The 14,449-nt window shown below is 38.7% G+C and carries 9 protein-coding genes, 1 pseudogene and 1 riboswitch; of the genes and pseudogenes, 8 read left to right on the plus strand and 2 right to left on the minus strand.

Annotated elements, in window-relative coordinates; all coding sequences use genetic code 11:
- Positions 1-75: 75 nt before the first annotated feature.
- Positions 76-152: riboswitch (cyclic di-GMP riboswitch) on the plus strand.
- Positions 153-305: 153 nt separating this feature from the next.
- The 3 genes and pseudogenes from HPY74_16040 to HPY74_16050 all read left to right on the plus strand — a co-directional run bounded on the left by HPY74_16040 (position 306) and on the right by HPY74_16050 (position 3,384).
- A pseudogene (locus HPY74_16040) lies at positions 306-517 on the plus strand (response regulator).
- 2 nt (positions 518-519) lie between these two features.
- The gene (locus HPY74_16045) at positions 520-987 is read left to right on the plus strand and encodes a hypothetical protein (protein NSW92155.1); all 468 of its coding nucleotides are present in this window, start codon (positions 520-522) and stop codon (positions 985-987) included.
- 243 nt (positions 988-1,230) lie between these two features.
- Entirely contained in the window at positions 1,231-3,384 is a 2,154-nt protein-coding gene (locus HPY74_16050) for a diguanylate cyclase (protein NSW92156.1), read from the plus strand.
- Between the two features lie 477 nt (positions 3,385-3,861).
- Here the strand turns inward: HPY74_16050 and HPY74_16055 are convergent, their stop codons facing one another.
- Positions 3,862-4,260 carry a four helix bundle protein gene (locus HPY74_16055; GenBank protein NSW92157.1) on the minus strand — a complete coding sequence of 133 codons (399 nt, stop codon included), beginning with the start codon at positions 4,258-4,260 and terminating at the stop codon, positions 3,862-3,864.
- Positions 4,261-4,425: 165 nt separating this feature from the next.
- Here HPY74_16055 and HPY74_16060 point away from each other — a divergent pair, with 165 nt between their 5' ends.
- From HPY74_16060 to HPY74_16080, 5 genes are read left to right on the plus strand one after another with little or no spacing between them, the layout of a single operon-like run.
- Positions 4,426-4,635, plus strand: a complete 210-nt coding sequence (locus HPY74_16060) for a helix-turn-helix domain-containing protein (protein ID NSW92158.1) — start codon at positions 4,426-4,428, stop codon at positions 4,633-4,635.
- On the plus strand, positions 4,628-7,792 hold the full coding sequence (locus HPY74_16065) for a DEAD/DEAH box helicase family protein (protein NSW92159.1): 3,165 nt from the start codon (positions 4,628-4,630) through the stop codon (positions 7,790-7,792). The genes HPY74_16060 and HPY74_16065 overlap by 8 nt, the downstream gene beginning before the upstream one ends.
- Positions 7,793-7,803: 11 nt before the next feature.
- Entirely contained in the window at positions 7,804-8,538 is a 735-nt protein-coding gene (locus HPY74_16070; protein ID NSW92160.1) for a DUF4391 domain-containing protein, read from the plus strand.
- 4 nt (positions 8,539-8,542) lie between these two features.
- Entirely contained in the window at positions 8,543-10,510 is a 1,968-nt protein-coding gene (locus tag HPY74_16075) for a site-specific DNA-methyltransferase (protein ID NSW92161.1), read from the plus strand.
- A 14-nt stretch (positions 10,511-10,524) separates the two neighbouring features.
- Positions 10,525-13,593 carry a DEAD/DEAH box helicase family protein gene (locus HPY74_16080; GenBank protein ID NSW92162.1) on the plus strand — a complete coding sequence of 1,023 codons (3,069 nt, stop codon included), beginning with the start codon at positions 10,525-10,527 and terminating at the stop codon, positions 13,591-13,593.
- 487 nt (positions 13,594-14,080) lie between these two features.
- Here HPY74_16080 and HPY74_16085 read toward each other — a convergent pair whose 3' ends face one another.
- The gene (locus tag HPY74_16085; GenBank protein NSW92163.1) at positions 14,081-14,326 is read right to left on the minus strand and encodes a hypothetical protein; all 246 of its coding nucleotides are present in this window, start codon (positions 14,324-14,326) and stop codon (positions 14,081-14,083) included.
- Between the last annotated feature and the right edge of the window lie 123 nt (positions 14,327-14,449).

Here is a 14,449-nt window from a genome sequence, read left to right on the forward strand (position 1 = left end):
GTAACAAAATGGACATATTGTTACTTTAAAAATTTGAAAGAGCAATATAAGAGAATATTGAATAGTACCTATGTAAATTGTAAAAAGCAAACCTATCAAAAGATAGGCCCGCAAAGCCACAGGTCTAATGTGGAAATGGCTGGATTGCCAATTGCTATGGGAGCAAGGATAAAGTTTATGGAGAGTAAAGAAATACTTGATACTTTAGACCTTATCAAAAGTAAACTTCTAGTAGGCAATTTATGGGTTGTCTGCTTTTTTGTTGTATATGGTTTCTAGGCAAAGAAGATGAGGTGAAAATGTTAATGAAGAGAGTACATATTGTTGATGATGCAGCTTTTATGAGGATGGCTCTAAAAACCATGCTTGAAAGGATGGAATTGAGGCACTGAAAACCATTAAGGCACATGATTCTAAAGCAAAGGTAATTATGGTATATGCAAGGGGACGGGAATCTATGATAAAGGAAGCAATAGTGTCAGGTGCAAATTACTTTATAGTAAAGCCTTCGATGTAGAGATGCCTAAAATGAACGGGATTGAGTTCATACGAAGGCTAATGCCCCAGTACCCGCTGCCTTTAGTTGTAGTCAGTACAGTTAGCGAAGCTGTATTTGACGCTATGAATGCAGGGGCAGTTGACTTCGTAACCAAGCCCGATGTTCAGTCGGTTAAGAGTGTGGAGGCTTTTATAAACGAGTTGATAATAAAAATTAAAATAGCTTCAACCGCGAATGTATCACATTGGAAAACTGATAACGCTTCGCAGAAGGTTATAAGTGGGGCTAATGCCGATGCAAGCAGCAAGATAATAGCAATCGGGGCTTCAACGGGAGGTACGGAGGCCATTTACAATATTCTGAAGTGTTTACCCAGAAGTATTCCAGGGATTGTGATAGTCCAGCACATACCTCCGATTTTCTCCCGAATGTTTGCTGAAAGGTTGAATAACTCAACCCAATTGCAGGTTAAGGAAGCCCAGATATGACATTGGGGCAGTTGAAAGACAGGCTTCATTTGATAATATACCCAAATTGATATATACAATGCTGGATGCAAAGTAAGGTTATTGATATATATCAATACTGCAGAAACTGGAGGAACACATAGCAGGACTCTTGAAATGGAAGTTGCTACAGACAAAATAAAAGTCAGCCTATTAAGGAATAATGTTGAAACGGAACATTAAACCTTTATGTACTTTCTGGAGTATTAAAAGGAGAGAGTAAAAATGGTTAATATAAAAAATAAACAGGATTTAAAGCAGGTTATTATAATAATAATTACTACTGTTATTGCTTTTGCTTTAAGCTATATCTGCCTTTCGGTTGGATTTACTATCATATACCAGAATTTATTTTATGTTCCGATTATATTGTCATGCTTTTGGCATGGCAAGAAAGGTTTTATATATTCTGTGGCTACAGCGGCAGCATATTTTTTATTTTCCCTTAAATACAGTCCCGAAACCCTTTGGGAAGAGCTTGTAAGATTCCTTATATTTGTTGCCATTGCATTGATAACGTATAAATTGGCTGACAGGATAAAAAGCCAGCAATCAGAAATCATGCGTTTGAATAAAAGACTGAAAAACGATGTAGAAAGATTTAAAAAAGCTGAAATGCTGTCACATTTAGGAAACTATGAAATAGACATAAAAACAGGCAAAACAGTATGGTCGGATGAGTTGTTCAGGATATTCGGGTATGAGCCGGGAAGTTTTGAACCTACAAAAGAAAAGAGAATAGAATTGACCTATCCGCCAGATAAAAAACTTGTGAGTGAAAGCATAAATAAGGCAATTAAAGAAAAAAGCGGCTTTAAGATTGAGAACCGTATTATAAGGGCAGATGGCAGCGTCCGCTGGGTGTTATCAACGGGGTATATTGAATGCAACGAAAATGGAGAAGCTGAAAGCTACATAGGTTCGCTGCTTGATATAACCGAAAGGAAGTTGTTGGAGAAAACCCTGGAGGAAGAAAAGGAAAAGTTGAGGATAACAATAGCATCAATAGGTGACGGCGTTATTTCAACGGATATAAATGGCAAAATAACGATACTTAATAAGGTAGCAGAAGAACTAACGGGCTGGAAACAGGAAGAGGCTTTAGGCAGGCCTGTTGAAGAAGTATTTAATATAATAAATGAAGATACAAGGATTAAATGTGAAAATCCAATACAAAGGGTTATTGAAAAGGGGCTTATTATCGGGCTTGCGAACCATACGGCATTAATATCAAGGGATGGGACTGAAAGGTCTATAGCCGATAGTGCGGCACCGATTAAAGATAAAAATGGCAATATTCAGGGTGTAATACTGGTTTTCAGGGATGTAACGGAAGAAAAACGCAGGCAGGATGAAATTTATTATATGAGCTACTATGACTCGCTTACAGGGCTCTATAACAGAAGGTTCTTTGAAGAAGAACTGAAAAGGATAGATACTGAACGGAACCTTCCGATTTCTATTATCATGGGGGATTGCAATGGATTAAAGCTTACCAATGATGCCTTTGGGCATAGTGAAGGTGACAAACTACTGATGAAAGCAGCTAATGCAATTAAAAGCGCCTGCAGGGCGGATGATATTGCAGCAAGATGGGGCGGAGATGAGTTTATTATCCTGCTACCCAAAACTAAAAAAGAAGACGCAGAAACAATAGTAAAAAGGATTAAAAACAAATGTTCTGAAATGAAGGTTGGCTCCATTAACGTTTCAATTTCTTTTGGGTATGATACAAAGCAAAATGTGAGTGAAGACATCTTTAAAATTTTGAAAAGCGCAGAAGATTATATGTATAAACATAAAGTGGTCGAAAGCAACAGTATGAGGGGGAATATAATCAATGCGATTTTTAATACCCTCCATGAAAAAAACCCGAATATAGAGATCCATTCAAAAAGGGTAAGCCAGTTATGCCAGCGGATAGGGGAGGCAATGCAGTTACCTGAAACAGAAATATATGAACTAAAGGTAAGTGGGTTACTGCATGATATTGGCAAAATTGCTATAGATGAGAGTATCCTCAAAAAATCGGAACCACTTACAGAACAGGAATGGAATGAAATAAAACGCCATTCGGATATAGGATATAGGATACTGAATGCGTCGCCAGAAATGACGGAGATAGCACTATATATTTTATCCCATCATGAAAGGTATGATGGGACAGGCTATCCGAGAAGGCTAAAGCAGGAAGAAATTCCTCTTATATCAAGGATAATAACTGTTGCGGATGCTTATGATGCAATGACAAACGAAAGGGCATATAAGAAGACTTTGGATAAAGATGCTGCTGTTGAAGAGCTTATAAAAAATAAGTGGACCCAGTTTGACCCATACATAGTTGATATTTTTATAGAGAAGGTCCTGAATAATTTATAGGCGGCATAACGGTTTGACATAGCTCACTATACAGGTCTGTGTAGTCCGACCTTTTGGGCAGCAATGTAAAAAAACGGGGAAAAGGGGCAGTCATTTTACATTTTATATTAATCAATTACCTTGCTTTTAGGAATGCATTTGCATTGCGGACTTAAAAACATTTTTACACTTGTTAAGAAAATAATATAACTTGAGGAGTGGAATAAAACCTTCACTCTTAACCTATGAAATTTATATCCCTATTTCCCTTTTAACATATCCCTATTTAATATCGACTTTATTTTAAAAATAACTACGTAACTATAAGGGTTAAAGGCAAGCGGTAATAAATGGAATAAAAATTAAGGAATTTTAGAGTGAACCTTATCATCTGGTAGAAATTGGGATGCAAGAAAATCAAGAGTTTGAGGGGTATAGGTGGAGTTAATTTTAAATATATACATAGCAATTAACTTAAGCCGAACCGTTGCCCAAATTCTACGCTACACTTTCACTTTCCTGATATTGCTTTAACCTGCGGACACAGCCGTATAGCATTTTTAGGATTTCTATGCATTTTGCTTCAAGGTTATTATAATCTTCTTCTCCGATATAACCCATATCCAGTGAAAATAAAATCCAATAGCGTGTCTCGAACAGGCTGCCGATAGAGTTGTTCAGAAAGTTTATTTCTTTAACAGGATACATTTGTCCATTTCCTTCCGCTAGGTTGGCTCCAATGGATGTCACTGCCCTCCTGATTTGGCTTACCGCACAGTATTTTTCGCAGGGAGGGAACTTTTCTGTTATTTTATAAACATCCTTCACCAATTCCCTTATCTTATTGTAGACATCCAGAGATTTGAAATCCCTTATATTATTAAGGGTGTATGCCATCTATATCGCGCTCCTTTGCTGGTTTTGCCTTTTATGCCTTCATAATAGCAAAAATGGGAGACTAAAGTCCAATTTTACTCAATTTAAATTTCTGTAAAAATGTTCTTGCTATTATTCGCATTGTAGAATAAAATAATCTATATAATGAACAGGGGGTAGTGCCTTATGGATTATATTACCGCTCAAGAAGCTGCTGATAAATGGGGAATCACAAGAAGAAGAGTGCAAGTTTTGTGTTCCCAAAACAGGATTAAAGGAGTAAAGAGACTGGGGAATATGTGGGTTATTCCAAAAGATGCAGAAAAACCAGTTGACGGGCGATCTTTAAGATACATGAAAGATAAAATGGCAATTGGAGGCACAAAGCATGAATGAGGTCATCAGCTCAAACGAGCAATTGATAGCCAGGATAAACGAAGTTTTAAAAGAGAAAAGCGGAAGAAATGTGAATATTATTAACGATAAACTGACTTTATCGGTATTTGGAGAGCTCTCTAAAAACCTCAAAAATGTAAATCAAATTAACTTTATCATCCGCAATACATCATATGTGCCGTCAGGGAGGGAACTGCCCCGTGAATTTGAGATTAACCAGAATATTACCGACCTTTTTTTCAATTCCTACGATATAGTACAGAAAAACAAGCTGCAGCACTTTTCAAAAGCAAAATCAATGCATGACTTTATTAAAAGCCATGTAAATGTAAGGAAGGTCAAATCTCCTGGCAAGGTTACGGGCAATATTATTATGATTGACGATGAAATTGCCATTCATGGTACATCATCCCTTGAAGTGTCCGCAAAAACAAAACGTGGAGAGTTAGCTCCCATCCATTTTAATTCTTCAGTTACAGATAAGGCACAGCTTGAGCATTTTAAAAGGCTGTTCAACATCATCTGGAACAGCAATGATTATACGGAAGATTTTAAGGAACAATTGCTCGAAAGCCTCAACTATGTTTATAAAGACTATTCCCCGGAATTTTTGTACTATTTTACTTTGAAAGAGCTTTTCGGCAATCAGCTTGATAGCGGTGTGGAACGCTTCGAGAAGGATAAAACAGGGTTTAAGAAATCAGTCATTTGGAACAGTTTGTATGAATTCCAGAAAGATGCTGTTGTTTCGGCAATACAGAAAATCAACAAGTATAACGGCTGTATTATAGCCGACAGTGTAGGCCTTGGGAAAACCTTTGAGGCCCTGGCCGTGATTAAATACTTTGAGCTTCGGGAGGACAATGTGCTTGTCTTATGCCCTGCCAAGCTCTATGACCACTGGGATTCTTTTAAAAATCCATACATAGACAATGCCTTTGTGAAGGACAACTTTAATTATAAAATACTTTGCCATACCGATTTGACTAGAACAAAGGGGAAATCAAGAAGTGGTATGGATTTATCCCGTGTGGACTTGAGCCGTTTCGACCTTGTTGTTATAGACGAGTCCCATAACTTCCGCAACCGAAATGAAGATTTGGAACACATGAGCAGATATATGAAGCTCATGAATGACATTATTAAAAAGGGGCACGGGACAAAAGTACTTATGCTGTCAGCTACCCCAGTCAACAATTCACTTGTAGATTTGAAAAACCAGATAAACATTATTACAGGAGATAGGGATAACGCTTTTGAAGAAGCAGGTATACCCAGTGTATCCAACCTTCTTCGAAAAGCCCAAAAAGAGATCAACGACTGGATAAAAACGGAAGACAGGAAGAAAAATGATTTGTTGGACAGGCTTCCCGCAGAATTTTATAAACTGCTTGAGATGATAACCATTTCCCGAAGCAGGAAACATATAACGAGTTACTATGGGGACAGCAATATGGGAAAATTCCCTAACAAGCTTCCACCTGAAACATATCGTCCAGAAATTGATATGGAAGGGAAACTGCTGAATTTTGAGGAAACCAATGAAATACTGGAATCCTTGAAACTGGCGGTCTATTCCCCCATGTCCTATATCAAGCCCGAGTACAAGGAATATTACCGAAAAAAGTACCAGACTGTATACGGGGACAGGGTACTGTTCTACCACGAAAACCGAGAGCTTATTAATGCCCGTTTACACAGGTTTAACCTGTTTAAACGTCTTGAAAGCTCTGCTTTTGCTTTTGCTGAAACCATAAGAAGGCTTATCGCCAGGATTGACAGTTACATTGATGCGATATCCCGATGTGATTCGGGAGAAGTGGAGCTTGAAGGAGATGAATATGCAGAAGAAGATGTTGCGCTGGACTACAAATATGAAATTAGGGTTGAGCATTTGATTGCGAAAGATTACCTGGAAGATCTTTATTACGACAAGGAAATACTGGAGGGCTTATACAGGGATGTTTTGCAGTTATTGAATGAAAAAAGGGATGCAAAGCTGAAAAAACTTGAGGAAATTATCATTGAAAAGATTATCAAAACCCCATATAATCCAGGGAACAGGAAGCTGCTGATATTCTCTGCTTTTGCAGATACTGCCAATTATCTGTATGACAACATTGCAGAGAAGCTTGCAAAGCATGGGATTAATACAGCGTGTATCACAGGTTCAGGCGAACCACGTACAACACTGAAAAATATCCGAAGTGAGTTCAATGCCATCCTGCAGCACTTTTCACCAAAGTCCAAGCTGGGACAAGACCTGCCAAAGCAGGAACAGATTGATGTGGTCATTGCTACCGATTGCATTTCGGAGGGGCAAAACCTGCAGGACTGTGATACAGTCATCAATTATGACATCCAGTGGAATCCTGTGGTTTTAATACAGCGTTTTGGAAGGATAGACCGTATAGGCAGCCAGAATAAAAACATAGCCATGATCAACTTTTTCCCCAATATGGAACTTAATGATTATTTGCAGCTTGAGCAGAGGGTTAAAGGGAAAATGACGGCGGCAAACCTGGCTTCAACAGGTGAAGAAGATTTCCTTTCTCCTGAAATGAATGACTTCATGTTCAGGAAGAAGCAGCTTGAAAGGCTGCAAGAAGAGGTAATTGAAATCGAAGAGTTGAATGATAACATCTCTATAACCGACCTTAACATGAATGATTATATTTACGAGCTGTCAGGGTATATAAAAGACAACCCTGAAATCCTGCGGGTTCCAAGAGGCGTTTACTCGGTAACCGAGGGGGAAAAGAAAGGCTGCATCTTCTGCTTCAAGCACCAGAATGAGGATGGAAAGCCGGTAAACGAAAGCTCATTATATCCTTATTACATCATGTATATCAGCAATAATGGTGAAGTTTATTACGGCAACACCAATGCCCGTGAGGCTCTGAAAGAATTCAGGAAAATTGCATACGGGAAGTCAAAACCAGATCCAGGGTTGTTCAAGAAGTTTAACAAACGCACCAGTAACGCAGAGGATATGTCCTTCTATTCCAAATTGCTCAATAAGGCGATAGAAGCAATCCAGGGCGAGGAAGATAAAAAAGCCGAGATGACCATTTTTGATTTCGGTGGATATAATAATGAATTTGCAAACTCGACGGCCGATGATTTCGAACTGATATCCTTCCTGGTAGTGGAATAGGGGTGTGTATAATGCTGGGTATACCGAGCAGATATGAGATAAATAAGGAATTTGCTATAAAAACCTTTATTACTGCAGACTTGACTGCGAAGGAGAAAAAAAGGTTTAAGGAAGCTGTTATGGAAATAAGGCTCATGTACCAGGTTACAGGGGAAGACATTCCTTCGCTAATCAATGACGAATATGACTGCCAGGCAATATTGTTTTTCAGTGTCAAGCTGGACCAGCTTAAAAATGCAAACTTTGTCGGCAACATTATGCAGCGGCTGGTAAAGCCACTGTGTGTAATAAGGTTTTATGACCATACGAATAGCCAAGTTTTTTGTTTTTGCCACAAAAGGCTGAACCTTAACGACAGGACACAGGTGGTGATAGAGGACACGGTATACTCTGTGCGTGCATCCATGCAGTTTGCAGACGAAGTCAATACGCTGATGGAGAAGCATATTGAGTTTGACAAAATCCAGAACAGGGGCAACAAGCTTGATTTTTACCTTGAAATGATGGTAAAGGCATATATCATATCAAACCTGGCCTTATGGTCAGGGACAAGGGCATTGCTTGTCTCGAAGGTATGGTATAATAGGGATAATATGTTAAAGCTCTACGATGGGCTTAAAAGGACGGAACAATTGAAAAAGGAACAGAAATCTGCAAAGACAATTGCGGAGAATTCCAGGATAAATGCCGAGTTAAAGAGGCTGTATGCCGAATTTGATAAAATTGTTGGGAATCAGGGGGGTTAAGAAAATGGAGTTCCAAAAGATACAAAAGGAGATATTCAATCCGATCAGTGAGAATGTGAAAAAACTGGCCGAGCTGTTCCCGTCGGCGGTGAAGGACGGACAGGTGGATTTTGAGGCTTTGAAGGCAGAATTGGGCCAATTTGAAACCGTCAGTGAAAAATTATCCGAACGCTATGAGCTTGGATGGGCAGGAAAAGAGGAGGCAAAACGGCTGGCAAGCACTGATATTGTCGGACGGACACTGAAATACATTCCAGAGGATAGCAAAAACCCCGATACCACCGAGAACCTGTATATTGAAGGAGATAACCTGGAGGTTCTGAAGTTGCTTCGAAACAGCTATTACAACAGGATAAAAATGATTTACATAGATCCGCCGTATAATACGGGCAAGGATTTTATCTACAGGGATAATTTCAAGGTCAGCGAAGAAGAAAATGCTGTTTTGGAGGGAGAAAAGGATGAATATGGAGAGAGGCTTATAGTGAATCAGAAGAGCAGCGGAAGGTATCACTCTAACTGGCTATCGATGATGTATCCGAGGTTGAAGGTAGCAAAGGATTTGCTGAAGGAAGATGGGGTTATATTTATTAGCATTGATGATAATGAAGTGGATAATCTAAAGAAAATATGTGTTGAAATATTTGGAGAAGATAATTTTATAGCTTGTTTGCCAACGATAATGAATTTAAAAGGAAATAATGATCAATTTGGCTTCGCAGGCACACATGAATATACATTGGTTTTTGCTAAAAATAAGAACAATATAATAATAAATGAGTTTGTTATAGATGACGAGGATATTGAAGAATGGGAGGAAGATGAGTTTGGATATTTTAAAAAAGGAGCGAATCTAAAAGCTACAGGTGTAAATGCACCTAGAGAAAAAAGACCTAATCTATGGTTTCCCATTTATATTACCAAAGATAATGATATTAATTTGGAAAAAGTTAACGAAGATGATATTGAATTATATCCGATAACAAATGAGCAAGAAATGTCATGGAGATGGAGTAAATCTAAAATATTGAATGAAAAACACAATATAATAATTACTAGAAATGGCAACGATATATCAATATATAAAAAGCAAAGGCCAGCTATTGGAGACTTACCTTCAAAAAAACCAAAATCAATTTTTTATAAACCTGAATATAGCAGTGGAAACGGAACTGAAGAAATAAAAAATATATTTGATGGGAAAAAGGTATTTAACAATCCAAAACCTTTATCATTAATAAAAGATTTTGTTCAGCTTGGGATGGGGAAAGATGGCTTAATACTAGACTTTCTTTCTGGCTCTGCCACTACTGCCCATGCGGTGATGCAGCTTAATGCCGAAGATAGAGGCAACCGCAAGTTTATCATGGTGCAGCTTCCTGAGCCATGTGACGAAAAAAGCGAAGCATACAAGGCAGGGTTCAAAAATATATGTGAAATCGGCAAAGAGCGGATCCGCAGAGCTGGAGAAAAAATAAAAGAAGAAAATAAAGATAAAGAAGGCATTGAAAACCTTGATATAGGCTTTAAGGTATTCAGGGTGGCAGATACCAACATCCGCTGGTTCAGCGAGGCCATCAAGTCCGACAACATGACGCTGGAAGAAAGCATGATGTCGGATAAAGACAGGCTTGACTTCAATCCAGGCTTTACAGATATCGATGTGGTCTATGAGATATTGTTAAGACATAGGGATATCCCTCTTTCTGCAAAAGTTGAAAAACTGGCTTCCATCGGCGAAAGGACGTATATCTTTGCCGATACGGTGGTAGTCTGCCTTGAGGAGAATGTAACAGAAAGTATTATTGATAAAATTGCTGCCATAGAACCTATGCCAATGAAGATTATATTCCGTGATAGCGCATTTGGCGATGACATAAGCCTTAAAACCAATAGTATGCTGAGGCTTGAAGCACAGATGAAAAAGAACAGCGGCGAAAAGAAAAAGGCATACAGGGTTGAGTTCATTTAAGGGGGGTGAAACTTTTGGCTAACCGCATTAACTTTCAATTTGATGACAAGTTGAAGTACCAGCTTGATGCTATTTCTTCGGTGGTTGAACTTTTTAGAGGTGCTGTTCGACAGGATGAGGGGACTATCTACTGCAATTTAAACAGGATTAAAAAGTTTGGCGAAGGTGACCCCGTTCGCAACCCAAAGATTGTGAAGCCTACACGGCTTTTGAACAACCTTCGTGAAGTACAGTTTAAAAATATGCTGGTCACGGACAATGAGCTGAAGGACAACAATTTTACTGTTGAAATGGAAACGGGCACAGGCAAAACCTATGTTTACTTAAGGACTATTTTGGAGCTTTATAAAACGTATGGTTTTACCAAGTTTATAATTGTTGTACCCAGCATAGCGATAAGAAAAGGCGTTGAAAAGAGTATTGAAATGTTAAGAGAACATTTCAAGGCTCTATATGACGGGCTTGACATAAAAAACCATGCCTTTGTTTATGATTCAAACAATCTTAAAAAGATCAGCAGCAGCTTTGTGGAAACCCGAGATTTAAGTATAGTCGTTATGAATATCCAGGCCTTCAATAAAGACACCAACAAGATTCGCCAGTCGGATGAATACGGGCAAATCCTATGGGAGGATATTAAGTATATAAGCCCCATAGTCATTATAGACGAGCCTCAAAAGATTGAAGGTACTGCAAAGAAAAAAAGTGCTTCCCTTGAAGCCATTGAGATGATCAACCCGCTGTTCATACTGCGTTATTCCGCAACCCATAAGCGGCTTTTCAACCAGGTGTACAAGCTGGATTCCTATGACGCTTACCAGAATGACCTGGTGAAAAAGATTGAGGTTAAGACGGTTCATGGCACCATACCGAAGGACTTCCCCTATGTCCGATATGTGGAGTTTACCAGTGACCTGTATGCCAGAATTGAGATTTTCTGTGTTGAACAGGGCGGGGTTATCCGCACGAAAACATTCAAAGTCCGTGGCGGGGATTCTTTATATGAATGTTCTGGATATCTCGGACAATACAGGAACATGATTGTCCAGGAAGATCCGCATAAGCTGAAAAAGCTAAAGATAAGCAAGTGGGATGAAGTTTTGGAACTTGCTGTTGGAGAAAGTAATGTGAACATTGGTGAGGAAGAAACAATTAGGATACAGATAAGGCTTGCCATAAAGAGCCATCTGGAGAAACAATATAAAATTCTCAAAAAAGGCTATAAAATAAAAGTGCTGACGCTTTTTTTCATTGATGCGGTAAATAAATACAGGGACAACAGTGCTGCCGACGGCCGTGGCGAGTACCTGCGGATTTTTGACGAAGAATACTCAAAGATTATTGCAGACGACAGATGGAACAAAGTGTTCAAGGAGTATCCAGAGCTTTTTAAGGAGTACAAAGACGTTTATAAAGTAAGGGAAGGCTATTTTGCTGTAGATAAAAATAAGAATGCCGTTGAGATCGAAAACTGGGAAGACATTATGGATGAGCAAAAGCTCAAGGCCAAGTCCCAGGAAGACATTGACAGGGGTATCGAGCTGATATTGGAGAAAAAGGACGAACTGATTTCCTTCGAAGAACCGCTGGCCTTTATCTTTTCCCACTCGGCTCTCCGGGAGGGTTGGGACAATCCCAATGTATTTACGCTATGCACTTTAAAGAAGAGCGGTTCCGATATAGCTAAAAAGCAGGAAATAGGAAGGGGTTTAAGGCTTCCCGTAGATATATACGGCAATCGCTGCACGGACAGTGAAGTAAATGAACTGACCGTCATTGCAAATGATTACTATGACCACTTTGCTGCTGCACTTCAACAGGATTTCAATGAGAATTCAGGGTTTAACAAGAATGAGGTTACTTATGATGTAATTTATACCACCCTTAAAAATGCTGGTATCCGTGAAGATAAAATCATGGAACTTATTGAACCATTTAAGGTTGAACTGATGCAGCAGGGTATCATCAATAAGGATGGTATCCTTACCAGAGATGCGAAAAAAATAGAAGCTGTTACCTTCACCAATGAAACGCTTAACGAGCACAGCATAATGGTAAAGGAAAAGTTCGTTGAAGCCATGCTTGCAAAGGGCACGAAAAAAATCCCGATTAAAAACGGGGATGATGAACCTGTTGAAAACGGCAAACATAGCTATATTTCAGAGGAGTATTTTGACAGGCTTCTGAAAGAGTTAACCAAGCGTATGTCAAAGCGTACCATGTATCAGGTAAACATTGATAATGCTGCGTTTATAGAGGCGTGTGTTTCTGAATTGAATGAAATGCTTCGGTATAAACGCATAAGGTATGAATACGATATTGAGACAGGAAAGGCCGAATTTGATGAGCAAAGAAAATTTAAAATGGCTGATCCTTATGCACAAAAGCTATTTGATGAGCTTGAGGGGATGGATACGGGGAAAAGCGAATTTGAAATTATCAACTATATCATGTATCACACCATGCTCCCACGTCTTGCGATTTACAGGATAATTTCAAGGCTTGACAAGAAGTATATGCTTAAAAACCAGGATATACTTGACCAGGTAACACAGAGTATAAAGAAAAAACTCACCGATTTCATGTCAGAAGGTGTTATCAGGTATGATGTGATTGAGGGATATGTATTCGACCAATCCACTATTTTTGAAATTGACCAGATAGACAGGGCTATGCTTGATGATGCTGCCAATTATATATATCCAACTAAAGCAGAGAAACGGAAGGCTGTTAATAAGTATTACAAGCTGGACAGCAGAGGAGAGTATAGATTTGCCGAAAGGCTTGATGAAGATCCTGATGTAATTTTGTACACCAAGCTGAAAAAAGGCGGGTTTGTGATCGATACCCCTTACGGCGAATACTCCCCTGACTGGGCGGTAATCCGAAAAGGCGACAGCAATACGGCAACACTTTATTTTATTGTAGAAACAAAGATAGATAAAGAAGAAAAGGACTTGACGAGCGAGGAGAAGACAAAGATCAGATGTGGCGAATTGCATTTTAAAGCTGTTTCGGAAGATGTTAAATTCAAATGGGCAAGAAATTATGATGACTTTTTGGATAAAATCGGTGCCAAATAGAAAAGTGCACTAATTAGATTCGGTGTTTTAGGATTTGGATTTGTTAGGTGCAAAGGCATGAAGCATATTTCAACTATATTGGCTATGTATGGGGCTTACGCCCCTGGGAGATGGTAACATATATTTTATGCGCGCAAGCGCATATGTATATGTAGGGAGAGGAGGCTAATTTAAAAAGCCTCCAAATTATAAATCAAATACTGAAGGAGTGTAATACATTAAAAAATATGGAAGATAAAAGTGAGAAAGTGAAGACATATGCAGACCTCTAAAAATATAAGTTTTAAACAAATTTGGTTTTGATGGTTAAGGAGGTTTTTCTGCTTCTCTTTCTCTCCTTAAAACATGATAGAATAAGAATTCTAAAAAAGTCAAATATTTTTCCTTCCAGCATTTTTTATATTTTTCACAAAACAGCTATGCATTTATTACTTTACTGTTATGTATGCAAAGTGCCGTTTGTGGACGGCACTGATATGTTTATATATTAAATATAGGGCTTAATTTCTGCGTTCCAATATTCTCTAAATTCTTCCATAATATGTTCCTTAATTCTCTGAACGACTCGTCGAGTCGTCCCGATTGTATTTGCAATATCTTGCTCGGTTTGTATGTTGCTAAATTCGTAACCATCATATTGAGAGGTTTTTGCATATTTCGGAAGCATCCGGACACCTGTTCCGGAAATATCCGGACGCTGTAACGGGAGTATCCGGACACCATTTCGGCACATCCGGACACCTTGTCGGATAAATAAAAAATTGCTAACCTTTAGTTAAAAGTTAATTAAGGGGGGCAATCCGATGAGGAGGATTAATATGCTGAAAGCGAGAGAAATTTTAAGGTTAAAACATGA

It is taken from the genome of Bacillota bacterium (genome assembly GCA_013314855.1).
GTDB lineage: Bacteria > Bacillota > Clostridia > Acetivibrionales > DUMC01 > Ch48.

What these genes read in the sequence shown, in the direction of transcription:
- HPY74_16050 (NSW92156.1), top strand. Translation starts at nt 1,231, where the DNA reads ATGGTTAATATAAAAAATAAACAGGATTTAAAGCAGGTTATTATAATA.
- HPY74_16055 (NSW92157.1), bottom strand. Translation starts at nt 4,260, where the DNA reads ATGGCATACACCCTTAATAATATAAGGGATTTCAAATCTCTGGATGTC.
- HPY74_16075 (NSW92161.1), top strand. Translation starts at nt 8,543, where the DNA reads ATGGAGTTCCAAAAGATACAAAAGGAGATATTCAATCCGATCAGTGAG.
- HPY74_16085 (NSW92163.1), bottom strand. Translation starts at nt 14,326, where the DNA reads ATGTGCCGAAATGGTGTCCGGATACTCCCGTTACAGCGTCCGGATATT.
- HPY74_16060 (NSW92158.1), top strand. Translation starts at nt 4,426, where the DNA reads ATGGATTATATTACCGCTCAAGAAGCTGCTGATAAATGGGGAATCACA.
- HPY74_16070 (NSW92160.1), top strand. Translation starts at nt 7,804, where the DNA reads ATGCTGGGTATACCGAGCAGATATGAGATAAATAAGGAATTTGCTATA.
- HPY74_16065 (NSW92159.1), top strand. Translation starts at nt 4,628, where the DNA reads ATGAATGAGGTCATCAGCTCAAACGAGCAATTGATAGCCAGGATAAAC.
- HPY74_16045 (NSW92155.1), top strand. Translation starts at nt 520, where the DNA reads ATGCCTAAAATGAACGGGATTGAGTTCATACGAAGGCTAATGCCCCAG.